Source organism: Bacillus sp. MYb56 (assembly GCF_002976445.1).
Classification (GTDB): Bacteria; Bacillota; Bacilli; order Bacillales; family Bacillaceae_G; genus Bacillus_A; species Bacillus_A mycoides.
The window spans coordinates 142,104-164,972 of the sequence record NZ_PCOH01000003.1 but is presented as its reverse complement, the minus strand read 5'-3'; the positions used below and the strand labels follow the sequence as shown (position 1 = coordinate 164,972).

Sequence of the window (22,869 nt, the reverse complement as noted above, 5' to 3'; positions counted from 1 at the left end):
GAAAGCTAGTCTATTTTCTTTATTTGCATCATTACTTAATAGTAAAAGAAGTAGAAAGGATAGAGTGATGTTTGGAGCAATTATACAACAAATAGTATTAGGTATTTCATTAGCTGCACCTGTAGGTCCGATTAATATTGAAATGTTAAAACGAGGAATTGAACGTGGATTTTGGCATGCGTGGATTGTTGGAATCGGAGGAATGACTGCTGATATTTTGTTTATGCTGCTTATTTATTTTGGTTTATCTTCTGTGTTTATGTATACATATGTACAAGCTTTTATGTATTGCGCTGGTTTTTTCTTGTTGTTTTATTTAGGGTTTCAAAGTGTAAAACAAGGAATTTCTCACTCTAATATGGAATATAAACAAGAAGAGATAGGTGGACTTAAACAATCTTTTATGGCAGGATTTCTAATTGCGATATCCAATCCATTAAATCTCATTTTTTGGTTTGGTATATATGGAAGTACACTTAGCTCGTTGCTTACAAAGGTAACGAAACAAGAAGCTTTTTTGTACAGTCTTTGTATTATTGTTGGTATTATTTTGTGGAATTTAAATATTGCTTTTTCTGTACATTTTGGAAGAACTTTATTAAAGAAAAAAGCACTTGGCTATATTACAGCCGGAGCAGGTATTATTTTAGTAGGATATTCTATCCATTTTGCATACAAAGCTTTACAGTTGTTCATATAAGATTGAAGGGGAGATTTTTATGTATCGAACCACTATTGACGGAAAAGAAATTATCATCACTTTAGCACCAAAAATCCGAAAAGAAATTACTGATAGGAATCCACTATATGAAGCGGTATTTAAAAATGCAGCAAGGTTACTGCAAACGAAACAACCAACGTTTGCGGTAAATCATGAAGTATTTGGTCTCATTATTGGAGAAGTACAAAGAGGAGAAGTAACAGTGTTTGCAGTAGAACACATTATTCCGAAGCAAAATATATTTGGTCCGAACACTTTTTTCTCGACAATAGAACAGCAGGCAAATTTGTAAAGTGAATAGAATAAGAATGAAATAGAAAAAAATGGTCGTAACGATATGTTGCGGCTGTTTTTGTGGAAAAGGGGGAAGTAAGATGAAGAGAGTGGTGAAAGAGTTTTTTTTACAAAATGATATTGTTATTATGTATAGTGTTCTATTAATTTTTATTATTATTTTAAAAATGCAATTTTTTACATGGATTGGTATGTTAGCGTGTATGTTTGGGATTGTTTTTTATACGTTTAACGAATATATGACGCACCGTTTTTTATTCCATTTAAAGCCGCCTAAAAACGCATTTTTATTAAAAATGTTAAGAAGATTACATTATGATCATCACGTATATCCAGATGATTTAAAACTTTTATTTTTGCCTGTATGGTTTAGTATACCTAGCTTTACTATATATTTACTTATAACGTATGGTATTACAAAAAGTGTTACTGTTACACTTTCATTCGGAATCGGAATGATTATCATGCTCCTCGTTTATGAATGGAAACATTATATTGCACATAAACCGATTCGTCCCTTCACTAAGTTTGGAAGATGGCTAAAAAAACAGCACATATTACACCATTATAAAAATGAAAAGTTTTGGTTCGGAGTTTCAAATCCAGTATTCGATTTTATATTTAGAACACTTAAAGATGGAAAAGACGTTGAATTAAGTGAAACAGCTCGTAATTTAGAAAAGGAGACAAAGAAAGAAGTAGTGCGATAAGCACTACTTCTTTCTTCTATTTTAATGGGAATAAAAGTTTAATCGAATCAATCAAATTTTATGTTAAAAAAGTATATTGAAAATTTAGGAGAAAATGACGAAAAATGTCTATCGAAAAATCTTTGCAGGAATGTATGGATTGTCTAAAATGGAAATAAGTTTCTGAATATTTATAAAATTTAGTCTTTAGGTATGCAAGGAGGAATTGTATTTTAAGTTAAGAGAGGGGACCAGAGAATGAAACGAGATGATACGTCAGCACGTAAGTTACAAAATGAGGTGAACTATACAGAAGTTGTTCAGTCTGAAGAGTTTCAATTGTTATTAAATACGAAAAAGAAGTTTATCGTTCCGATGAGTATTTTCTTTTTAAGTTTTTTTATAGCACTACCTATTTTAACATCGTATTCAAAGGTGCTTAATACACCGGCGTTTGGTGATGTGACATGGGCATGGGTATTTGCTTTTGCGCAATTTATTATGACATGGTCATTATGTATGATTTACAGCAAGAAAGCCGAATCCTTTGATGAAATTTCGCGAAAAATTCTGCAAGATATGCAAAAAGGGAGGGGCTGAATTTGAATACTACTGCGTTTGCACTATTTTTAATTATTGTTCTTGGTACGCTCGTCATAACCTATTTTGCATCAAAAAAAACGAAAAATGCGAGTGAATTTTATACGGCTGGAGGGGGATTAACTGGCTGGCAAAATGGTCTGGCTATTGCTGGGGATTACATGTCTGCTGCGTCATTTCTTGGTATAGCCGGAGCGATAGCGTTAACTGGGTTTGATGGGTTCTTTTATAGTATCGGCTTTTTAGTTGCTTATTTAGTTGTTCTATATCTTGTCGCAGAACCGCTTAGAAATTTAGGGAAGTACACGTTAGCGGATATGATTGCGGCACGTTTTGATGCGAAAAAAGTTCGTGGTATAGCAGCGCTTAATACGATGACGATTTCAATTTTTTATATGATTGCACAATTAGTTGGTGCGGGTGCACTTATTAAACTATTATTAGGTATTGAATATACAACATCTGTATTAATCGTAGGTACACTTATGACTGTGTATGTTATTTTTGGAGGAATGACAGCTACGAGCTGGGTTCAAATTGTAAAGGCTGTACTACTTATGGCAGGGACATTTATTATTTCTGTTATCGTTTTCTCCAAATTTAATTTCAGTGTGACTGAAATGTTCGCTCACATGAAAACAGCTACTCCATTAAAAGATTCGTTTTTAAATCCAGGAGTAAAGTATAAGGATGGTCTTGATACACTTTCTTTAAATTTAGGACTAGTCCTTGGTACAGCGGGATTACCACATATTCTTGTCCGCTTTTTTACAGTACGTGATGCAAAAACTGCACGTCAATCTGTTGTATATGCGACGTGGTTAATTGGCGCGTTTTATATTATGACAATTTTCTTAGGGTTTGGAGCAGCAGCGTTTGTAGGAAATGAGGCGATTATTAAAGCAAACCCTGCTGGTAATATGGCAGCACCTTTATTAGCAAAAGCATTAGGCGGAGATTTCTTATTTGCTTTCGTATCAGCAATTGCTTTTGCAACTATTTTAGCTGTAGTAGCAGGACTTGTGTTAACAGCAGCATCAGCATTCGCGCATGATTTTTATAATGAGATTATCCGTAAAGGAAAATCAACGGAAAAAGAGCAAGTGTCAATGGCTCGTTATGCGTCTATTGGAGTAGCGATAGTATCTATTATACTTGCTTTATTTGCTCAAACATTAAACGTAGCATTTTTAGTATCACTAGCATTTGCGGTTGCAGCGAGTGCAAATTTACCGGTTATATTATTTACAATCTATTGGAAGCGTTTTAATACAACAGGAGCAATTTCTGGTATGATTGTTGGTCTTGTATCAGCGATTGTTCTTGTGGCGTTAAGTCCAAATGTTTGGAACCCAGTAGCTGGAAAAGCTATTTTTATTGGAGAAGCGATATTCCCATATACGACACCTGGAATTATTTCGATCCCGCTCGGGTTTCTTGCAGCATATTTAGGAACTGTTTTCTCTAGTAAGAAAGAAGATGCAGCGAAATTTGATGAAATTCTTGTGAAATCTAATACTGGTCATGGTATTAGTGATGCATCTTCGCATTAAAAAAGAGGAGCTTTTCGAAATATAAGAAAAGCTCCTCTTTCTTTTGACATTTTCTTATAAATATTACTTTAATTTTGGTAGGATTTGTCTTGTGTTTGTGGAATGAAAATAGGCAGGGAGAAATTTAACTCATCATGGCACCAGCGCAGCTTTGTGAAAAATAAGTTGTTATGGAAGGTGGAAGAAATGATGAAGACAAAACAAACCGATGAATTATTAGCAAAAGATGAGCAATATGTGTGGCACGGAATGCGTCCCTTTAGTCCAAGTAGTACAATGGTAGGGGCAAAAGCAGAAGGGTGCTGGGTTGAAGATATACAAGGAAAAAGATACTTAGATGGTATGAGTGGTCTTTGGTGTGTAAATAGCGGATATGGAAGAAAAGAGCTTGCAGAGGCAGCTTATAAGCAATTGCAAACATTATCATATTTTCCGATGTCACAATCACATGAACCAGCAATTAAGCTCGCTGAAAAGTTAAACGAGTGGCTTGGTGGAGAGTATGTTATTTTCTTCTCTAATAGTGGATCAGAAGCGAATGAAACCGCTTTTAAAATAGCAAGACAATATTATGCTCAAAAAGGTGAACCGCATCGTTACAAATTTATGTCACGTTATCGTGGTTATCACGGAAACACAATGGCAACGATGGCGGCAACTGGCCAAGCACAACGTAGATACCAATATGAGCCATTTGCTTCAGGGTTTTTACATGTAACGCCTCCAGATTGTTACCGCATGCCAGAAATGGAATCACAAAATATTTATGATGTAGAATGCGTAAAAGAAGTAGATCGTGTTATGACATGGGAATTAAGTGAAACGATAGCAGCATTTATTATGGAGCCAATTATTACAGGCGGAGGTATTTTAATGCCACCACAAGACTATATGAAAGCAATTCACGAAACATGTCAAAAACACGGAGCACTACTTATAAGTGATGAAGTTATTTGTGGTTTCGGGCGTACAGGAAAAGCATTTGGGTTTATGAACTATGACGTTAAGCCTGATATCGTTACGATGGCAAAAGGTATTACGAGCGCATATTTACCATTATCAGCAACAGCTGTAAAAAAAGAAATTTATGAGGCATTTAAAGGAACAGGAGAATATGAATTCTTCCGCCATATTAATACATTTGGTGGAAATCCAGCGGCTTGTGCATTAGCGCTTAAAAACTTAGAGATTATGGAAAATGAAAATTTAATTGAGCGCTCTGCACAAATGGGTTCACTTTTATTAAATCAATTAAAAGAAGAAATTGGAGAACATCCACTTGTTGGAAATATTAGAGGGAAAGGGTTATTAGTTGGAATCGAACTAGTAAATGATAAAGCGACGAAAGAACCAATTGATAATGACAAAATTGCAAGTGTTGTAAATGCTTGTAAAGAAAAAGGGCTCATTATTGGGCGTAACGGTATGACAACAGCAGGATATAATAATGTCTTAACATTGGCACCGCCGCTCGTTATATCAAGTGAAGAAATTGCTTTCGTTGTTGGTACGTTGAAGACGGCGATGGAGCGTATTTAATTAATTGAGCGAGCTGTAATATACAGCTCGCTTTTGTTTATTACGTGAAATAGGATAGCTTTTTAAAGGAAGGGATATTAATGGAGAAATATGACCCTAGTAAACATTATCACATCGGATATTATGAAGATGGATATGATTTAGAAGTGACAGCGTATAAAAGAATAAATGAACCAATTTGGGATGCCTATATTCCACACTATGAGGTAGATGATTTTTACAAAAAAGTGGAGGAAATGAAGCTAGGTGAATATATAGATGATTATGGCATTAAGGTGTATTCATTTAGTAATGATATCGATGATGAAGAAGCGCGAACTATGTTTGAAAACTGGTTAAAAATGAATGGAATTGTTTAAAGATAAAATGAAAAAGGAGATTGCTATCTTATAAGATGGCAATCTCCTTTTATTATAGTAAACTTATTTACTTGCTTTCATTGCTTTATCTTTTGCACCAAAAGTGTATTTTAACATTGGTGGTGTAATCATTGTAGTTAAAATAACGACAATAACGATAGCTGTAAAGTAATCTTGTGCTAATAGGCCAGAAGAAAGTCCTGTTCCTGCGATGATAAGTGCAACTTCACCACGAGAAACCATACCAGCACCGATAATTGCAGAAGACTTTGCATCAAATCCAGTGATTCGTGCACCGAATCCACAACCAATTAGTTTTGTGAATACAGCGATAACTGTTAATGCTAAGATGAACCAAATTTGATCGCCAATACCGTCAAATGTAATATTCATACCGATACTAACAAAGAATACTGGAACGAACATAGCGTAAGCAATTGGTTCTACTTTCTTTTCTACTTCATGTTTGTAGTTCGTTTGAGAAATAGCGATACCAGCTGCGAAAGCACCGATAATACCAGCAATTCCTAATAGTTCGCCGAAGTATGCGAATGAGAAACAGATGATAAGCGCAGCACTAACGATAGACTCAGATACGCGAAGCGGTGATAACCAACGCATGATTGCTGGAACACCTTTCCATCCGATTAAAATGATAGAAGCAAAGAATACTACTTTCTTCAAGATAATCATTGTTAAGTTAACGTCATCTGTGCCTAAGAAGCTCATTGCAAATGCTAATAAAATAACAACAAGAATGTCATCAAATACAGCGGCTCCAAGCATCGTCGTACTTTCACGTGTTTTCATTTTACCTAAATCACGAAGTGTTTGAACGGAAATACTAACACTTGTTGCACATAGAAGTAATCCTAAAAAGACAGCATTCCCTTGTTCCATACCGACAACAAGACCGGCAACGTAACCACCTACAAATGGAAGAACGATACCTCCAAGTGCAACAGCTAAAGAAGAATTACGATTTGCGTTTAATTCTTCTAAGTCTGTTTCAAGTCCTGCCATAAACATTAAAAGAATAACTCCGACATTACTTAATTGTGTTAGAAGCTCTGAATTTTCAATCCATCCGAATATAGCTGGACCGATAACGATACCAACAATTAATTTACCGAGTACAGAAGGTTGACCTAATCTAACACTAAGGTCACCAGCGAGCTTTGTACTTAATAAAATAAGTGCAATCTGAAAGAAAAATTCGAATTCCATTTGATCCTCTCCTCATCATTTTTTATTTTTATCATACGATTTCTCGGAATTTGCCTAATGATAATATGTAAAGATCCATTAAACAAAGGGTCTGATTACGAGTTCTTTTGAACTTGTAATTTGAACCTGTAATTAATATATAATAAAATTTATTAAAAATCAATGAAAAAATAGCAGATTTTCATGAGAGGATTCGTTTTAGAAACGGGGGATATAGATATATAATAGGAAGTAATAAAGTTTACATATAATGAATGGAGAAAGAAAAATGTTATTAAATCAACGTTTTACAATTGGGGAAATGGCGAAAATGCATAATATAGCGGAATCTACATTACGTTATTATGATGAAAAAGGGATTTTTCATCCGTCAATTGTTGACCCTCAAACCAATTATCGTTATTACACAATTGATCAGTTTTCACTATTAGATACGATTAAATTTTTACGCCAATTGAACATCCCGTTAAAGGAAATAAAGAAATATATTGATGAACGAAATCCATCTTATGCGCTGAATTTACTTGAAAAACAACAAGAAATGATGCTGAAAAAACAAAGAGAAATCGAGTATGCTTTGGCAAAAATGGAACATAAAATCCATTTAATGAAGAAAGCGACGAAATCTGAAGCAAATCAAATTATTTATAAAAAGATACCGAAACGAAAAATTACAGCAATTGCAGTTGCACCAAATACAACGGATGATATGTTTGAATATTATATCCATTCGTTGCAAAAAAATATGAAGCAAATTGATAATAGTTTATTTTCAGGTGATATCGGTGTAACAGTTTCAAAAAAAGCATTAATGCAAAATGAGTTTCAAGCATATAACAGTGTGTTTATTTTATTGGATTACATGCCTTTTGAAGCGCATACTTCAGATGAAATAAAAGAAGGGATATTTGCCTGTTCTTATCACCATGGACCATATGAAGAAACAGATGCAACGTATACGGAATTATTAAAGCACATTGATAACGAAGGATATGAAGTGTGCGGAGATGCACTGGAACTTGCATTAATTGATTGGTCCGTAACAGAAAATCCGAAGGAGCAAGTAACGGAAATTCAAATACCTGTTGTTAAAAAATAGGCTTATATATTTTTCGATTCTCTATTGACCTTCAAGTAACTTGAAGGTTTAAACTGTGAACAGAGCATTGAAAAAGGAGCATTTATATGATGGAAACAACAGAAAAATTAAGAGAAAAACCAATTAAAAGTTTATTTATTACGTATTTAATACCAGCTGTTCTTGGGATGGTATTAATGTCGGTTAATATTGTGATTGATGCAGTCATGATTAGTAGAGGAGTTGGAGCGAACGGTTTAGCCGGAGTAAACGTAGCTATTCCAGCATTTTCAATTTTCTTCTCTATTTCATTATGGATTGGAATGGGCGGAGCAACGCTATATTCCATTGCACTAGGTGAAAATAAACTGGAAAGAGCAAGGTCTATCTTTACTCAATCTATGACAGTAGCAGTTGTTATCGTTGGCGTTTTAGCGGCTATTTGCTTATGGAGAATAGAAGATTTAGCATATTTATTTGGTGCGAATGAAGTGATTTTACCATACGCATTAGACTATTTACAGGTGTTATTAACATTTGGAATGATATACGTTTTAGAAAATATTTTAAGTACATTTATACGAAATGACGGAAATCCTAATTTAGCAATGGCAGGTCTTGTTGTAACGGCTGTATTAAATATAGTGTTCGACTATATTTTTATTTTCATCTTTGGCTGGGGTGTAACTGGTGCTGCTTCAGCTACTATTCTTTCGGCGGCAATTGGTTTCCTTGTATTATTAACTCACTTCTTTAGAAAAAGTAGTATTTTAAAATGGACGAAATTCCATTTTGAATGGGATACGGTTAAACAAATTATGGTGATCGGTTTCCCAAGTTTTACAGCAGAAAGTACAGTTGCAATCGTAACAATCGGTTTTAACATTGCATTCGTTCAATATGCAGGAGAAATAGGAGTCGCTTCCTATGCGATGGTGAATAGTATTCATGCAATGACATTATTATTATTCTTCGGTGTTGGTGCAGCATTACAACCAATCGCTAGTTTCCATTACGGTGCAAACTTATCAGAAAGATTGCGTGAAGGATTACAGTTTGCTGTGAAAATTGCGCTTGTACTTGGAGGCATTGCGATTGTTGTCGGTTTATTCTTTGGGAAATATATTATAGGTTTATTTAATGTTCAATCGCCAGAACTATTGGAGTTAACGTTAACAGGTATTAGTTTATTCTTTATTCAATATGTATTTTTAGGCTATAACATTGTGTATGGAGAGTATTTCCAATCAGTGCGACAAACGAAAAAATCAGTACTTATAATAATGAGCCGAGGTTTACTATTTGTTATCCCATTGTTATGGATTATGCCAAAAGTATTTGGTATAAACGGAATTTGGCTCGTTATGCCAGTAGCGGAAGTATTGACAGCAATTATCGTATTTACGATGAATCGTATGAAACATCCTGTTCCGTTAAACATGGCGAGAGAGAAAAAAGCAATATAGTGAAGAAAATCCCCTTGAACAAGTAAGGGGATTTTTTTTCATTCTTTTAAACTAATTGCAAAAGATCCATCTGTCTCCTGCACAGAAGCGAAAGCCACATTTTTAATATTTGTAACGCCTTTCTCCATTAACTCTGCATGTAACCACTTTTCATTTTTATGGATTAATTTTAAGTTATCGTATTGAATTTGTGAATCAACGATAAGAGCAATTGGTAAGCCTGCATACTTAACATTTATATTCAAATCTTTTGGAGTCAGAGGCACAAGTTCTCTTTTTGGTAAAATACTAATAGCTCCATTCGCTTCTAATATCGCATACTCAATTTCATGAACACTTGGATATCCTGCGACGCGAAGGTTAGAAAGCAATTCAGGGATCGGATATCTACTTTTTTGTAAGTTCTCAAAAATAATATCACCATGTTTAATTAAAATAATGGGGTGTCCGAGAATAAAACGATTTAGTTTGTTGAGTAGGCTTAATTTTGTAAGAAGCAAATGCAAACATGTAATAACGACCATACCGAGAAATGCTTGTAAAGCACCAGCGACTGGTATGGCTTGAAAAGCTAAATAAGATAAAAAGATAATAGCCCCAAAATCATGAGGAGTTAGTTGTGCTAATGCAGATTTACCAAGTAGCTTAAGTGATAGTAAAAATAAGATAAAAAAGAATGATACGTTACATAAAAAGAGAAGCAATAGGGACACTCCTTCGTGCGAAGTTGTACTTACTATTCCCGAAATTAATAGAAATATTACCTTTTGGAGGATAAATTAGGCTTAATTGGAATTTGTCTGTATACAAACGAATAAATGGATATTATGATGAAGGAAGTAAAGGGAATAGGGGTATATGGATATGAGAAAGAAGAAAATAATCAAGTATATTTTAGTTGTTATAATGATTTGCGCCGTATATGCGGGGTTTTTACAATATAACATTTATAAGCATGGGCATATGAATGCAATTGATGATGCGGATTATATAATTGTACTAGGATCGAAAGTAAATGGAACAAAACCTTCTTATTCATTGCAATATCGTATTGATAAAGCAGCTGAGTATTTAAAATTACATGATAAAACAATTGCTATTGTATCTGGAGGCCAAGGAAAAGGTGAAGATATTACAGAAGCATTAGCGATGAAACAAGGATTAATGAAACAAAATATTGCAGAAGACCGCATTATAATGGAAGATAAGTCGACGAGCACAGATGAAAATATTAAATTCTCAAAACCGTTAATTCCGGCCAATATGAAAAAAGGTATGATCGTAACAAACGATTTCCATATGTTTAGAGCGAAAAAAATAGCTGCAAAACAAGGTTTGCAATTAGAAGGGCTTCCGGCCAAAACACCGAAGCCAATTATCATTCCATCGAATGTACGAGAATATTTAGCGATTACGCAATATTGGTTTATGAATCGAATATAGTTAAAGTAATCCCGCCCAAAATTTGAGGCGGGATTTATTTCGAGGAAAATCTTACAAAAATGTCATGTTCATGAAAGGTAAAGCGATAGTTTCTGGAAAGGTTTCCTGACATAATGAAGGTAACAAAAAACTTTAGAGGTGATTCGGTTGAAAGGAAATAATATTTTATCTTCGCTATGTTATTTTAGTATCTTTTTTGCACCATTTTTACTACCAATTATCGTGTACTTCGTTGCGGAAGATGAAGTGAAATATCATGCGAAAAAAGCATTTTGGTCACATGTTTTCCCATATGCAATTTTATTTGGAGGGTTAGCTTTATCAGGAGTATATGGTTTAAGTTTCAATCAGTCTGATAGCGTTGGAATTGGGATGGTTATAACGTATGCAGTGTTTATTCTTGTAGGGATTTACTACTTCATTTGGAGTATTGTTAAAGGTATTAAAGTATTGAAAGCAGCTTAACGTTGTCGTTATGTGTGTAAAGTCGATATAATTTCATTTACCATATTAATATGTATTTAAAAAAGAGCAACTCACAAAGGAGTGTTCTTTTTTTGCTTATAAGTTGTGAATAATGAAAAAGATATGTTAATTTTTTATTATGAAGAGAAAAAAGGAGTGGTTTTTATGAATGAGATGATACATAAAATGGAGCAACACGTTTCAGTTCGTAAATATAAAGAAGAACCAATTTCAAAAGAGATAGTAGAAAGAATGGTGCAAGCTGCGCAGCATGCAGCTTCCTCACATTTTGTACAGGCGTATTCTCTTATATATGTAACAGATCAGGAACTAAAGGCTAAACTAGCTGAATTATCCGGGAATCGTCATGTGAAAGACTGTGCAGCATTCTTTGTATGCTGTGCGGATTTAAAACGTCTAGAAACTGCATGTGAGAAACATGGAACAGAAATTAAACATGAGGGAGTAGAGGACTTTATTGTAGCAACAGTAGATGCCTCATTATTTGCACAAAACTTAGCACTTGCAGCTGAATCATTAGGATACGGCATTTGTTATATTGGCGGAATTCGTAATAACCCGAAAGAAGTGAGTGAATTGCTTCATTTACCGGATAAAGTATATCCGGTATTCGGAATGACAGTGGGCGTACCAAATGAAGAGCATGGAGTTAAGCCGCGTTTACCGGTAGCGGCCATTCTTCATGAAAATGGATACGATGAAAAGAAATATGATGAATTATTAAACGAATATGATGAAACGATGAGTGCGTATTACAAAGAAAGATCGTCAAATCAAAAAAACGTAACATGGACGGAATCAATGAGCTCATTTATGTCCAAAGAGAAAAGACTGCATATGAAAGAGTTTTTAAATGAAAAAGGATTAAATAAGAAATAAGTAAAAAGGCAAACCTGGAATGCGGGTTTGTCTTTTTTGGAGGAGAAATGTATTTTTTTGCTATCATATACATAGAAATAAAAATCAATAAATTTTTACAAAAGTGATAGAAAATGAGAATGAAATGCCAATAGTAAGTAAAAGCAGCTGCTAAAGGGGAACTGAGGAAGGAAGATGTTTATGATTTTTGATTCTGAAGAGGATTTAATTATAGCTATGAAAAAACGTGATCAAGATGCTTTGAAAGAAGTCATTGATCAATATGGAAAATTAGTTTTATACATTATTCATAAATCATTAAGTACCCCTATTGAGAAACAATATGTAGATGATTGTTATAACGATGTATTTACTATCATTTGGTTTAATATCGACCAATTTGATATAGAAAAGGGAAACTTAAAATCTTGGATGATTGGTATTACTAAATTAAAGGCATTGGAATATAAAAAGAAAGTATATAGAGAGAACAAAATGGATAAAGAAGCAGAAATAGATAAAGGTATCCATGATAGTTATGAAATAGAACAAGAAGAAGAGATTATGGAAATAGTACAAGATTTAAATAAAAAGGATCGATATATCTTTTTAAAGAGGTATATTGATGGGTATTCCATTGACGATATTGCAAAAGAATTAAAAGTAACAGCGGATTATATATATAATCGAATTTCTCGAGGGAAGAAAAAACTTCAAAAAATGTGGAAGGGGAGTGTGTAATATGGATAAAAGACTATTATCGATGTTAAACGAACTCCAATATTCAGAAGAAGAAATTACACGTTTAGAGAAAGAAGCGAATGAGTCTATAAATATAGATAAGTATTATGTGAGAAATGGAGAATTATTAAAAAAAATAACTTTACAAATGTTGGAAGAGTCAATTCGCAACGAATTACAAGCTGGTGAAGAAATTGAGAAGGAACTGTTAGTAGACGAAGGATATATGGCAAATAATAAAGTAATACCAAATATATATTACGTAGGAGCTACTTTTTATTATTATATCGTTTTAACAAATAAAAGAGTGATTATGAAAGGATTAGATTGTTATTTTAAAAAAACAAATGAACATAGCATGCCAATAGAGGATATACAATCCATTTCGCAACATAAAAAAATGAAAAATGTCTTTGAGATTAAATATAATAACACTCATATACAATTTGGAAGTATTGAGTATGCACGTGAAGTTGCAATGATAGTTATGGAGTTAAAAAAACGCGGAGTAAAAGTAGAAAAGTATACAGATTTTGAAAAAGGGTTTTTCTTATTTTTTAATATATTCGTGATAGTAAGTGCAGGTCTTTGCTTTATAAAATATTTAATGTAAAAGGCGGCATAATAGCCGCTTTTTATCGTTTTATTTAGTACTCGATTTAAAATATTTGTCTTATGAAAGAACGATTATTGCTAATTGTAAACTGCCAATAAAGTTATTTGAGTTTTGATATAGAATGCCCCATCGCACTTGAAAATGCAGCAATAATTTCGTTTGAACCTATCTATTATTGTGCACTATCTAAAGCACCCTCTATAACAAGTTCAAACTTTCAATAAGAAGATACCCCCCCGTACAACTTAAAAGGATGTACGTAAATATTTTGAAAATCCGTTGATTAAGCCATTTGAAAATAATTTGACCTATATACAAACCTAGAAATACGATTGGAATAGCATAAAAACTTGATTCCCAAATTGTTTTGTTTGTGCCAGTAAAGAGTATTTGAGTTAGTAGACTAATGAAATATATAAATAGATAAAAAGCTAAAGTAGTTGCTCTTAACTTCTCTTTTTTCGTATCAGTTCCTGTAAAGTAAAGTAACAGGGGTGGTCCTGGCATACCGATACTGGTCGTTAAAAGCCCTGATAATCCACCAACTATAAAATCTCTAAATGGTGTTGATTTAACCTTAAAGTTGCATATTAGCATCAATGTTAATAGTAAGAGCAGGATGCTAATTGCTAATTTAAAAGCGTTTATATTAATGGAAATGAAGAGTAAAATACCAAAAGGTACACCAACTATACTTCCAATAGTTAACCTTTTCAGTAGAATAAAGTCAATGTCCATTCTTATTTTCCAAATGAGTGATATTGAAATAACTAATGATAAAATAATATTAATTTGTATAGCTTCTTGTGGTAAGAATAACATTAGTAAAAAAGGTGTTACCATTATGGAAAAGCCAAAACCTGTACTTGTTTGCAAAACAGAAGCCACCAATATAATACATATGAAACTTAATGTAATCTCCAAAATAGCCCTCCTATTTAATCAAATACAATAAATATTTTAATACCATGAAAATCGAATTTAGCTATTTTGAGCCTATAGCATAAGTGCAATGTTTCACAATCTTACTTTTATTTTAACATAAATACTTAGTTTCTTCTCAAATAGCATTCTCGTATAGGGCCCATTAACGAATATGGTTGCCATTTTCAAATAATTGTATTGTTACGCAGCGCTAATAAATGAGATCAAATAAAATTTGGTGAAGAATCTATTGATAATCAATAGATTCTTCACCAAGCTCACCGCGATAAAACAAGAAAAGCCATATAAAACTAACAAAAATACAGCATATAGCTAACAAGCTACCAATCACTTGAGGAGAAAGGATTTCTAAAAACCATCCTGTAATAAACATAGATAACTGAATAAGCGATCCGTAGATGGAATAATGAAATGAAAAAACTTTACCAATCATGTTTTCTTGCGTATACGTTTGTAGTAATGTCGTATCAAGTGGAACGATGATTCCTCCTGCTATACGCATACAGAGTAATGTAATGATACCGATAATAAGTTGATCGGATAGAGTAAATCCGAGAAAGAAAATTCCTTGTAGTAAATAGGCCCAACCAAATGCTCTTTTCATTTTGTCTTCATTTTTAGACATATAAAGATTAACGAGGAGACTACCAATCATAAGTCCAGCCCCTTGAACCGCATATAAAATACCAATGTTAGTGTGGAAGATTCTTTCGGCATAGATTGTTAGAAGTAACTGATAGGCACCTCCAATAATGCCCCATGAAATGCCGACAAGAATTAATGTTAAAATAATTTTGCTTTGTAATATGTATGTATAACCATCTTTTATATCAGTGAAAAACGCTTTTTTCTTGCTAAAAGTGTCACGAGAAGGGATCTTTATTTTATAAATAATATAGGCTGAAATAAAGTATGATAGGCTATTAATAAAAAAGGCAATCTCGATACTTAAAGATTGTGCAATGAGCCCACCTAAAGAAGCTCCCATAATAGACATAAAACCATTGATTGTACTAGAAAGAGAGTTAGCGGTTACGAAATGCTTTTGATGTACGATATTTTTTAGAGTTGATTGCTTAGCAGGCTCGAATAAGCAAGAGAGTACTGATAAGCATATATTAGAAACGAAAATAATTTCAATTTTGTAGAATGCTAATAAATAAGTGAGGACGATAATTCCTCGTAAACTATCAGTAAAAATCATAATTTTCTTTTTTGAAAAACGGTCTACAATGCCGCCTATGAATGGGCTCAGAAGAAGTTGAGGTAACCCTTTGCTCATAAAGGTGAGTGCTAACATAAATGAAGATTCTGTTATGCTATAGACGAGTGTTAATAAAGCGACAGTATGAAACCAATCCCCAAGTACACTTAATGTTTGACCATAAAATAATTTTTTAAAGTTTTTATTTGTTTTAAGAAGCCTGTAATAAGAAATTGACATGAGAAATTAAATCTTATCTATAAGTGATGCCTGTACTTGTTTTTTCCATTCACTTAAATACATTTTCTCTGCTTTAGGTAGTCCAACAGGTAATTGTGCAATGAATTCTAAACTATTTCCATCAGGATCGTTAAAATATACGGAGGCGTGTGCTAATTCTGGAAAAACGATTGGCTCAATTGGCTCCATTCCAAAGTCTTTTCGCGCTGGAATTCCTTTCTGTTTGAGCCAGTGTATTGCGTTTTCTAAATCGTGTAAGCTTACTTGGAAAGCGATATGTCGTAAGGATGGATGATAATTGACTTTGTATTCTTTTCCTTCCCAAAGACCAATCCAACTTTCATTTTCTACAATCCAAAAGAAGGCGATATCGTTGTCTCTTTTATATAATTTTAACCCCAGTGATTCATAAAAAGGTATCGAAATTTCTAAATTACAGACAGGTAAATGTGCTTCATAAAGACCTTTAATCATTATAATCCTCCTTAGTAAAAATGTTTCTTATTCTATAGTAAACGATTTCTTGTTAGTTGAAATCACAAAAAAGATGGACATAAATTCATACGAAAGTATGAAAAAACAGCTCAAATATGAGCTGTTTTCGTATAGTTTTTAGTTAACATATTTCATTCATTTAGAGTTTAGCGAAAAGGATACGTATTATATTTAAAACCCTCCGCCGCCACCCCAACAGCTACATCCGATAATGATTAGAAGGATGAATAGCACGATGAGTAAAGCAAATCCACCGCCGAAACCAGCGCAACTACCACCAAAGCTCATGTTTTTTCCTCCTTTTTAGGAAATTAATCTATATAACTAATGGATTACTTTATAAGATATGTTTTTATTTAGAAAAGGAGCAAGTCTTACTTCTAATTAGACAAGAGCCTGTGATCGGATTTAAATATGATATTTACTTTGTTTCATAGCGCTTTTTTAAAAATGGTAAAACAATATGGAAGTGTATACTAGGTGAATGTATTGCAAATGAAAGGGGTATGAAACTTACAATTACATTAAAATTTCTTTTCATAAATATAAAATTTGTAAAAAAAGCCATTTTTTTATTTTTTTATGAGTGGAAATGTACTATAATTTTACAAGTAATATTATGGGAAAAGGGAGTTTTAGTATAGAGATGGAGATGGGACAATTACACAATAAAATAGAACACAAAAAGAAAGAGTTAATTCAACTTGTTGCTAGGCATGGATTAGATCATGATAAAGTTTTGTTATTTAGTCGAGATTTAGATATACTAATTAATAAGTTTATGAATATAAAAGACAAAGTATGTAAGTGATTAATCTTTAATTTTTTATATTAGGATTATTTACTGATAAAGGAGAGAACAGTTATTGGAACATTTACAAGAAGAGTTGTATAAACAAATAAAAGAAGAAAAAGGTGCAGTTACTATATTTTTAAAGAGCGGAGTAAGAATAGTAGGGGAAGTAGTTGGAGTAGATAGATTTACAGTATTAATATTAGTAGATGGAAAACAACAACTTATTTATAAGCAGGCAATATCAACAATTATGAAATAAGACACTCATTTTGAGTGTCTTATTTCATAATTAAATGTTTACTGTTTGCATGCTTCAACGTCAATGCCGGCAGCGAGTAATTTTTTTCTCCGTCTTGTTCAATGATTTTTTGTAATTTAGATAAGAAAGAGTCAAAATCTGTATGTTTACCAACTTGGAAAGTCATTTTATGCTCAATTGGTAGCCAAGTATCAATATCAGCTTCGTTATGCTGAATTTTCACTTCAAGTTTATCAAGTGCGTTAGCAACTTTTGCTTCATACGTTTCTTTCGCTTCGAACTCCATCCATAAATCGTATAATTCTTCACCAAGAGGACCTTTTAATGTACGTTTAATATTTAAAATGGCCTCTAGCTCATTTTTCTGTTTTTGCAATTGTAATTCACGGCTATTCATCGTGTCGAAGGCGGGGATGTCACCAGCTTCTGCTTCAACAAGGTCGTGAATAATAACCATTTTAAGTAATTTTTCTATATTTACTTTTTGATCCAAATAAGGCTCAACTAAGATAGCCATTAGGGACATACGCCACGTATGTTCAGCAACACTTTCTTGACGTCCGTTAGAAAGCCAACTATGTCGCATTTCATATTTTAGTTTTTCTGCTAATGTAATGACTTGCAAAATGTTATGTTCCATCGAGATCCTCCTCATATTTCCATACTATAATTCTAATATGGAAATGAAATGTGTCAATTTTATGAGTATATTGCGATAAATAGATGATAAGCGTATAATGAATGTTATATGTAAAAACGCATTATTAAAATAAAAAAATGTTTTATAAAAATGACAAGGAAGGGAAGGAATATGGGAGACAAAAATCAAGTATTAGCTAGACCACAAAGAAAAAAAAGGAAGTTTGAAATTTCTAGCCCAATTGGCATTATAGTAGGTTTTGCGATTGTAATAGCGGCAATCATGTTTGGCGGTGGTGGAATAAAAGGGTTTAAAAATTTCTTAGATGTTTCATCTATTTTAATTGTCGTAGGGGGAACAACAGCGACAATCGTTGTGGCATATAGATTTGGAGAAATAAAAAAATATATGAAAAGTATTTTTACTGTTTTACATAGAAGAGAAGAAGATTTAGAACAGTTAACGGATTTGTTCGTTGATTTTTCGAAAAAATCGAAAAAACATGGATTGCTTTCATTAGAAGTTGATGGAGAGCAAGTAGACAATCCTTTTATTCAAAAGGGAATTCGTTTAATGTTAGGCGGCTATGATGAAGCGGAATTAAAAGAAGTGTTAATGAAAGATGTTGAAACTGAAGTGTATGAGTTAAGAAAAGGAGCGACATTATTAGATAAGATTGGTGATTTCGCTCCAGCATGGGGCATGATAGGAACGTTAATCGGTCTTATTATTATGTTGCAAAACTTACAAGATACTTCACAAATTGGTACAGGGATGGCCGTTGCAATGTTGACAACATTATATGGATCTATTATTGCAAATATGATTGCAATACCGCTATCTGAAAAAGTGTATCGTGGTATTGAAGATTTGTATACAGAGAAGAAGTTTGTAATAGAAGCAATTTCAGAGCTGTACCGAGGACAAATTCCTTCCAAATTAAAGTTAAAACTTGATACATACGTATATAAAACGAAGATCAAAAAAGAAAAACGAGCAGCCTAGTAGTTTGAGGAGTGGTATGATGAGTAAGCGACCGGAAAAAGGATCGCCTCGTTGGATGACGACTTTTACTGATTTAATGATGTTATTGCTAACTTTCTTTGTATTACTAGTTGCGACTTCAAAGCAAGATACAGTAAAATTATCAAAGATGCTTGAAAAGTTTAGTGACGCGGAGCAAGTAAATGCAAAAGCAATGGAAAATACAATACCAGATATTTCACATGAAAAAAATGATGAAAAAGCAGTTTCAAAAAAGCGCATGGATGAATTGTATAAAAAGTTAAAAGCATATGTGGATAATAATGGTGTTAGTCAAGTGAATGTATATCGAGAAGATACAGGTGTTAGCATCGTTATAGTAGACAATTTAATATTCGATACGGGTGATGCGAATGTTAAGGTGGAAGCGAAAGATGTAATTAGTCAATTAGTAGGGTTCTTCCAATCGGTACCAAATCCAATTGTTGTAGAAGGACATACGGATAGCAGACCGATTTATAATGAAAAATTCCCTTCCAACTGGGAATTATCTTCAGCGCGTGCAGCTAATATGATTCATCATTTAATTGAAGTGTATAATGTGGATGATAAAAGATTAGCAGCGGTAGGATATGCAGACACAAAACCAGTAGCGCCAAATGATTCACCACAAAATTGGGAGAAGAACCGCCGCGTTGTAATATATATTAAGGAATAATATATTTCTATTTTAGTAATAAAATAATAGAAATACAGAAATTCTTTAAAAAAAATATTAAATTTTATCATTTTATTTTGTATAATGAGTGAGAATGATAAGGTGAAATATTAAGATATTTTTATACATAGTAAGGAGAGAACCGAAAAGAATGGCACATAAAATTTTAGTTGTAGATGATGCGATGTTCATGCGAACAATGATTAAAAACTTGTTAAAAAGTAATTCTGAATTTGAAGTTATCGGTGAAGCAGAGAATGGCGTAGAAGCGATTCAAAAGTATAAAGAGCTTCAACCTGATATTGTAACACTAGATATTACGATGCCTGAAATGGACGGACTTGAAGCATTAAAAGAAATTATGAAAATTGATTCGAGTGCAAAGGTTGTCATTTGTTCCGCAATGGGACAACAAGGTATGGTGTTAGATGCGATTAAGGGCGGGGCAAAAGACTTTATTGTAAAGCCATTCCAAGCGGATCGTGTTATTGAAGCTTTAACAAAAGTAGCAAACAGCTAATATAAGGGGTGCCACAAGGAATCAAAACAGTGATAGTAGATAGATATGTGGCCCCCCTTTTTTCTTGTTTTAAAACACTAAATTGTTATACATAAATGAAATGTTTGTTAGACAGGTAGGGGATTAAAATGCAAACAGATCTATTAAATATATTTTTTGAAGAAGCAGAAGAACATTTACAGTCGCTAAATGAAAATGTGCTAAATTTAGAACGCAATCCTGCCGATATGGGTGTTGTAGGAGAAATATTCCGCTCAGCTCATACATTTAAAGGTATGTCTGCGAGTATGGAATTTACAGAAATGGCGGATTTAACGCATAAGATGGAAAGTGTTTTAGACGAAATCCGTCACGGAAATATGATGGTGAATGCTAATATTATTGATGTTATTTTTGAATGTATTGATAATTTAGAAAAGATGGTTGCAGATGTGCAGCAAGGCGGAATGGGTAATATAGATGTTGTATCAACGAAACTTAAATTAGAAGCATTATTGAATGGCAATGTAGAAGCTTCTATGGAAAATGTAGAGCAAAGTAGTATAAATAATGATGATACAGTTTCTCATGAAGTATATATAACTGTTGAACAACAAGCTATTTTAAAAGCGGTACGTGCCATTATGTGTATTGAAGCGTTACAAAATTTAGGTAATATACAAAAAACGGTTCCAAGCATTGAAGAAATTGAAGCGGATGCTTTTGGATTTGAGTTTACAGTATATATGACTACTGATCATAGTGTTGAAGAATTGAAACGAGTAGTGCTTCATGTTTCTGAAATTGAGAAAGTAGAAGTGAAGCAAGGTAGTCATAAAGTACAAGAAGTCGTACAGGTGGAAGAAACGATTCCACAGGTTGAAACCAGACAGCTGAAGTCACCTTTAGAACTGCCAATTCAACCGGTGAGCAATACGTCAACTAAAAGTACTACAAAAACGAAAAATGCTAAAGTGGAGAATCGTTCTATTCGTGTTCAGTTAGAAAAAATCGAAACATTAATGAATATGTTTGAAGAAAGTGTAATTGAGCGTGGACGAATTGATGAATTAGCAGAAACGATTCAAAATAAGGAGTTAATCGAGCATTTAAATCGATTAGGGGATATTTCAAAAGATATTCAAAATGTACTATTAAATATGCGTATGGTACCAATTGAAACAGTTTTCAATCGTTTCCCGCGCATGGTGCGCATGTTAGCGAAAGATTTAGGGAAAAAAATCGATTTACAAATTAAAGGTGAAGATACTGAAGTTGATAAAATAGTTATTGATGAAATTGGTGATCCACTCGTTCATTTAATTCGCAATGCAATTGATCATGGGATCGAGACTATTGAAAAACGCCGTGATGCCGGGAAAAATGAGACAGGTACTATTAAATTAGAGGCGTTTCATAGTGGAAATCATGTCGTAATCCAAATTACTGATGATGGAAATGGTATTCATAAAGGAAAAGTATTAGAAAAAGCGATAAAAAATGGTGTTGTAACGGAATCAGAGGCAAATAAATTAACGGATCGTGAAGTGTTTGATCTTATCTTCCAACCGGGATTTAGTACAGCGGAAGTTGTATCTGACCTTTCTGGACGTGGGGTTGGATTAGATGTTGTTAAACATACGATTCATAGTTTAGGTGGGCATTTAATTATTGATTCTGAAGAAGGAAAGGGAAGTACATTCAGAATTGAACTTCCGTTAACATTGTCTATTATTCAATCAATGCTTGTTCAAACAAATGATACGCGTTATGCGTTGCCTCTCGGTAATATAGTCGAAGCAATTCGAATTCAAAAGGAAGACATTCAATCATTACAAGGAAAAGATGTTTTAAATTATCGCAATCAAATTATTGAAGTAAAACATTTAAACACTGTATTTGGTGAAAAAACAGTAGAGGATGCGTTTGCATCATATGATAGTCAAATGGTTCCTGTATTAATTGTTCGTAATTCACGTCGTAGCTATGGACTTATTGTCAACACAATTATCGGTCAAAGAGAAATAGTCTTAAAGTCATTAGGCGACTTCTTTGCAGAGAGCTCTAACTGTTTCTCTGGTGCGACAATTCTCGGTGATGGACGAGTGGTCCTCATTTTAAACCCAGAAGGTTTATAATAGGAATGAAGGAAGCTCCCCACTTGTATACAATTGGGGAGCTTTTTGGTTAGAACTATTCATTAAGTGTGTGACAACTGTCGTTTGCAAATATTGTGGGAATAATACGTTTGATAAATATAACGAGTGTAATAGACAGTTTATCCCACTATTTGTGGGCAGTAAAACTCCCACCTCAACATTCGGTTTGAACAAAGAAGTTAGGTGGGAGCTCTGCTGCCCGTAAACGCCCGATTGGTGAGGGCTGATAATCAGTGGGGAGGAACAAAACCCCACTGATT

At 33.4% G+C, this 22,869-nt stretch carries 26 protein-coding genes and 1 pseudogene; 20 read left to right on the top strand and 7 right to left on the bottom strand.

The window, feature by feature from the left end; translation table 11 throughout:
- The first annotated feature begins 67 nt into the window (after positions 1-67).
- The 7 genes from CQ058_RS05645 to CQ058_RS05615 all read left to right on the top strand — a co-directional run bounded on the left by CQ058_RS05645 (position 68) and on the right by CQ058_RS05615 (position 5,755).
- Positions 68-700: a LysE family transporter gene (locus tag CQ058_RS05645; RefSeq protein ID WP_002189048.1), complete on the top strand. Its 633-nt coding sequence runs from the start codon at positions 68-70 to the stop codon at positions 698-700.
- 19 nt (positions 701-719) lie between these two features.
- Complete coding sequence (locus tag CQ058_RS05640; RefSeq protein ID WP_002011898.1) at positions 720-1,013, top strand: hypothetical protein; 294 nt, start codon at positions 720-722, stop codon at positions 1,011-1,013.
- 82 nt (positions 1,014-1,095) lie between these two features.
- Complete coding sequence (locus CQ058_RS05635) at positions 1,096-1,725, top strand: sterol desaturase family protein (protein ID WP_002193173.1); 630 nt, start codon at positions 1,096-1,098, stop codon at positions 1,723-1,725.
- A 237-nt stretch (positions 1,726-1,962) separates the two neighbouring features.
- Positions 1,963-2,304 carry a DUF485 domain-containing protein gene (locus tag CQ058_RS05630; RefSeq protein WP_002193172.1) on the top strand — a complete coding sequence of 114 codons (342 nt, stop codon included), beginning with the start codon at positions 1,963-1,965 and terminating at the stop codon, positions 2,302-2,304.
- A 2-nt stretch (positions 2,305-2,306) separates the two neighbouring features.
- A complete protein-coding gene (locus tag CQ058_RS05625; protein ID WP_002189050.1) occupies positions 2,307-3,857 on the top strand; it encodes a solute symporter family protein in 1,551 nt (516 codons plus the stop codon).
- Positions 3,858-4,046: 189 nt separating this feature from the next.
- Positions 4,047-5,396, top strand: a complete 1,350-nt coding sequence (locus CQ058_RS05620) for an aspartate aminotransferase family protein (protein ID WP_016103047.1) — start codon at positions 4,047-4,049, stop codon at positions 5,394-5,396.
- Positions 5,397-5,476: 80 nt separating this feature from the next.
- Positions 5,477-5,755 carry a DUF3986 family protein gene (locus CQ058_RS05615; protein ID WP_002030895.1) on the top strand — a complete coding sequence of 93 codons (279 nt, stop codon included), beginning with the start codon at positions 5,477-5,479 and terminating at the stop codon, positions 5,753-5,755.
- 63 nt (positions 5,756-5,818) lie between these two features.
- Here CQ058_RS05615 and CQ058_RS05610 read toward each other — a convergent pair whose 3' ends face one another.
- Positions 5,819-6,982: a cation:proton antiporter gene (locus CQ058_RS05610; RefSeq protein WP_002011888.1), complete on the bottom strand. Its 1,164-nt coding sequence runs from the start codon at positions 6,980-6,982 to the stop codon at positions 5,819-5,821.
- Positions 6,983-7,250: 268 nt separating this feature from the next.
- Between CQ058_RS05610 and CQ058_RS05605 the strand changes: the two genes are divergently transcribed.
- Both CQ058_RS05605 and CQ058_RS05600 read left to right on the top strand, forming a co-directional pair.
- Positions 7,251-8,081, top strand: coding sequence for a MerR family transcriptional regulator (locus tag CQ058_RS05605; protein WP_002086530.1), 831 nt, complete (start codon positions 7,251-7,253; stop codon positions 8,079-8,081).
- Between the two features lie 89 nt (positions 8,082-8,170).
- Positions 8,171-9,526, top strand: coding sequence for an MATE family efflux transporter (locus CQ058_RS05600; protein ID WP_003188403.1), 1,356 nt, complete (start codon positions 8,171-8,173; stop codon positions 9,524-9,526).
- A 38-nt stretch (positions 9,527-9,564) separates the two neighbouring features.
- Here CQ058_RS05600 and CQ058_RS05595 read toward each other — a convergent pair whose 3' ends face one another.
- On the bottom strand, positions 9,565-10,230 hold the full coding sequence (locus CQ058_RS05595) for a DUF421 domain-containing protein (protein ID WP_002126540.1): 666 nt from the start codon (positions 10,228-10,230) through the stop codon (positions 9,565-9,567).
- 202 nt (positions 10,231-10,432) lie between these two features.
- Here CQ058_RS05595 and CQ058_RS05590 point away from each other — a divergent pair, with 202 nt between their 5' ends.
- The 5 genes from CQ058_RS05590 to CQ058_RS05570 all read left to right on the top strand — a co-directional run bounded on the left by CQ058_RS05590 (position 10,433) and on the right by CQ058_RS05570 (position 13,667).
- Complete coding sequence (locus tag CQ058_RS05590; protein ID WP_306475273.1) at positions 10,433-10,969, top strand: YdcF family protein; 537 nt, start codon at positions 10,433-10,435, stop codon at positions 10,967-10,969.
- A gap of 147 nt (positions 10,970-11,116) precedes the next feature.
- Positions 11,117-11,434: a magnetosome magnetite crystal formation protein family gene (locus CQ058_RS05585; RefSeq protein WP_002193169.1), complete on the top strand. Its 318-nt coding sequence runs from the start codon at positions 11,117-11,119 to the stop codon at positions 11,432-11,434.
- A 165-nt stretch (positions 11,435-11,599) separates the two neighbouring features.
- Positions 11,600-12,334 (top strand): oxygen-insensitive NADPH nitroreductase, encoded by a 735-nt coding sequence (nfsA, locus tag CQ058_RS05580; protein WP_002189055.1) that lies wholly within the window; start codon positions 11,600-11,602, stop codon positions 12,332-12,334.
- A 174-nt stretch (positions 12,335-12,508) separates the two neighbouring features.
- Positions 12,509-13,054 carry a sigma-70 family RNA polymerase sigma factor gene (locus tag CQ058_RS05575; protein ID WP_002193168.1) on the top strand — a complete coding sequence of 182 codons (546 nt, stop codon included), beginning with the start codon at positions 12,509-12,511 and terminating at the stop codon, positions 13,052-13,054.
- Position 13,055: 1 nt separating this feature from the next.
- The gene (locus CQ058_RS05570) at positions 13,056-13,667 is read left to right on the top strand and encodes a PH domain-containing protein (RefSeq protein ID WP_002189058.1); all 612 of its coding nucleotides are present in this window, start codon (positions 13,056-13,058) and stop codon (positions 13,665-13,667) included.
- 201 nt (positions 13,668-13,868) lie between these two features.
- Here the strand turns inward: CQ058_RS05570 and CQ058_RS05565 are convergent, their stop codons facing one another.
- The 4 genes from CQ058_RS05565 to CQ058_RS05550 all read right to left on the bottom strand — a co-directional run bounded on the left by CQ058_RS05565 (position 13,869) and on the right by CQ058_RS05550 (position 16,842).
- Entirely contained in the window at positions 13,869-14,594 is a 726-nt protein-coding gene (locus tag CQ058_RS05565; protein WP_002193167.1) for a sulfite exporter TauE/SafE family protein, read from the bottom strand.
- 247 nt (positions 14,595-14,841) lie between these two features.
- Complete coding sequence (locus CQ058_RS05560; protein WP_002193166.1) at positions 14,842-16,059, bottom strand: MFS transporter; 1,218 nt, start codon at positions 16,057-16,059, stop codon at positions 14,842-14,844.
- Between the two features lie 6 nt (positions 16,060-16,065).
- Complete coding sequence (locus tag CQ058_RS05555) at positions 16,066-16,533, bottom strand: VOC family protein (protein WP_002193165.1); 468 nt, start codon at positions 16,531-16,533, stop codon at positions 16,066-16,068.
- A 192-nt stretch (positions 16,534-16,725) separates the two neighbouring features.
- Complete coding sequence (locus tag CQ058_RS05550; protein ID WP_000007805.1) at positions 16,726-16,842, bottom strand: YjcZ family sporulation protein; 117 nt, start codon at positions 16,840-16,842, stop codon at positions 16,726-16,728.
- Between the two features lie 304 nt (positions 16,843-17,146).
- On the opposite strand from CQ058_RS05550, the gene CQ058_RS05545 reads away from it, so the two are divergent.
- On the top strand, positions 17,147-17,365 hold the full coding sequence (locus CQ058_RS05545) for an aspartyl-phosphate phosphatase Spo0E family protein (protein WP_002189061.1): 219 nt from the start codon (positions 17,147-17,149) through the stop codon (positions 17,363-17,365).
- 55 nt (positions 17,366-17,420) lie between these two features.
- Complete coding sequence (hfq, locus tag CQ058_RS05540; protein ID WP_002012071.1) at positions 17,421-17,609, top strand: RNA chaperone Hfq; 189 nt, start codon at positions 17,421-17,423, stop codon at positions 17,607-17,609.
- 38 nt (positions 17,610-17,647) lie between these two features.
- Here hfq and CQ058_RS05535 read toward each other — a convergent pair.
- A pseudogene (locus CQ058_RS05535) lies at positions 17,648-18,249 on the bottom strand (HD domain-containing protein).
- A 171-nt stretch (positions 18,250-18,420) separates the two neighbouring features.
- Between CQ058_RS05535 and CQ058_RS05530 the strand changes: the two are divergent.
- The 4 genes from CQ058_RS05530 to CQ058_RS05515 all read left to right on the top strand — a co-directional run bounded on the left by CQ058_RS05530 (position 18,421) and on the right by CQ058_RS05515 (position 22,588).
- On the top strand, positions 18,421-19,254 hold the full coding sequence (locus tag CQ058_RS05530; RefSeq protein ID WP_105589521.1) for a MotA/TolQ/ExbB proton channel family protein: 834 nt from the start codon (positions 18,421-18,423) through the stop codon (positions 19,252-19,254).
- A 19-nt stretch (positions 19,255-19,273) separates the two neighbouring features.
- Complete coding sequence (locus CQ058_RS05525) at positions 19,274-19,951, top strand: flagellar motor protein MotB (RefSeq protein WP_002193163.1); 678 nt, start codon at positions 19,274-19,276, stop codon at positions 19,949-19,951.
- Between the two features lie 151 nt (positions 19,952-20,102).
- Positions 20,103-20,471, top strand: coding sequence for a response regulator (locus CQ058_RS05520; protein ID WP_000940577.1), 369 nt, complete (start codon positions 20,103-20,105; stop codon positions 20,469-20,471).
- Positions 20,472-20,599: 128 nt separating this feature from the next.
- Complete coding sequence (locus CQ058_RS05515) at positions 20,600-22,588, top strand: chemotaxis protein CheA (protein WP_105589519.1); 1,989 nt, start codon at positions 20,600-20,602, stop codon at positions 22,586-22,588.
- Positions 22,589-22,869: the final 281 nt, after the last annotated feature.

Excerpts from the sequence above, each read along its gene's own strand:
- CQ058_RS05645 (WP_002189048.1), top strand. The coding sequence starts at position 68 with ATGTTTGGAGCAATTATACAACAAATAGTATTAGGTATTTCATTAGCT.
- CQ058_RS05640 (WP_002011898.1), top strand. The coding sequence starts at position 720 with ATGTATCGAACCACTATTGACGGAAAAGAAATTATCATCACTTTAGCA.
- CQ058_RS05635 (WP_002193173.1), top strand. The coding sequence starts at position 1,096 with ATGAAGAGAGTGGTGAAAGAGTTTTTTTTACAAAATGATATTGTTATT.
- CQ058_RS05630 (WP_002193172.1), top strand. The coding sequence starts at position 1,963 with ATGAAACGAGATGATACGTCAGCACGTAAGTTACAAAATGAGGTGAAC.
- CQ058_RS05620 (WP_016103047.1), top strand. The coding sequence starts at position 4,047 with ATGAAGACAAAACAAACCGATGAATTATTAGCAAAAGATGAGCAATAT.
- CQ058_RS05615 (WP_002030895.1), top strand. The coding sequence starts at position 5,477 with ATGGAGAAATATGACCCTAGTAAACATTATCACATCGGATATTATGAA.
- CQ058_RS05610 (WP_002011888.1), bottom strand. The coding sequence starts at position 6,982 with ATGGAATTCGAATTTTTCTTTCAGATTGCACTTATTTTATTAAGTACA.
- CQ058_RS05605 (WP_002086530.1), top strand. The coding sequence starts at position 7,251 with ATGTTATTAAATCAACGTTTTACAATTGGGGAAATGGCGAAAATGCAT.
- CQ058_RS05600 (WP_003188403.1), top strand. The coding sequence starts at position 8,171 with ATGGAAACAACAGAAAAATTAAGAGAAAAACCAATTAAAAGTTTATTT.
- CQ058_RS05590 (WP_306475273.1), top strand. The coding sequence starts at position 10,433 with ATGATTTGCGCCGTATATGCGGGGTTTTTACAATATAACATTTATAAG.
- nfsA (WP_002189055.1), top strand. The coding sequence starts at position 11,600 with ATGAATGAGATGATACATAAAATGGAGCAACACGTTTCAGTTCGTAAA.
- CQ058_RS05575 (WP_002193168.1), top strand. The coding sequence starts at position 12,509 with ATGTTTATGATTTTTGATTCTGAAGAGGATTTAATTATAGCTATGAAA.
- CQ058_RS05570 (WP_002189058.1), top strand. The coding sequence starts at position 13,056 with ATGGATAAAAGACTATTATCGATGTTAAACGAACTCCAATATTCAGAA.
- CQ058_RS05560 (WP_002193166.1), bottom strand. The coding sequence starts at position 16,059 with ATGTCAATTTCTTATTACAGGCTTCTTAAAACAAATAAAAACTTTAAA.
- CQ058_RS05555 (WP_002193165.1), bottom strand. The coding sequence starts at position 16,533 with ATGATTAAAGGTCTTTATGAAGCACATTTACCTGTCTGTAATTTAGAA.
- CQ058_RS05550 (WP_000007805.1), bottom strand. The coding sequence starts at position 16,842 with ATGAGCTTTGGTGGTAGTTGCGCTGGTTTCGGCGGTGGATTTGCTTTA.
- CQ058_RS05545 (WP_002189061.1), top strand. The coding sequence starts at position 17,147 with ATGTACTATAATTTTACAAGTAATATTATGGGAAAAGGGAGTTTTAGT.
- CQ058_RS05530 (WP_105589521.1), top strand. The coding sequence starts at position 18,421 with ATGGGAGACAAAAATCAAGTATTAGCTAGACCACAAAGAAAAAAAAGG.
- CQ058_RS05525 (WP_002193163.1), top strand. The coding sequence starts at position 19,274 with ATGAGTAAGCGACCGGAAAAAGGATCGCCTCGTTGGATGACGACTTTT.
- CQ058_RS05520 (WP_000940577.1), top strand. The coding sequence starts at position 20,103 with ATGGCACATAAAATTTTAGTTGTAGATGATGCGATGTTCATGCGAACA.
- CQ058_RS05515 (WP_105589519.1), top strand. The coding sequence starts at position 20,600 with ATGCAAACAGATCTATTAAATATATTTTTTGAAGAAGCAGAAGAACAT.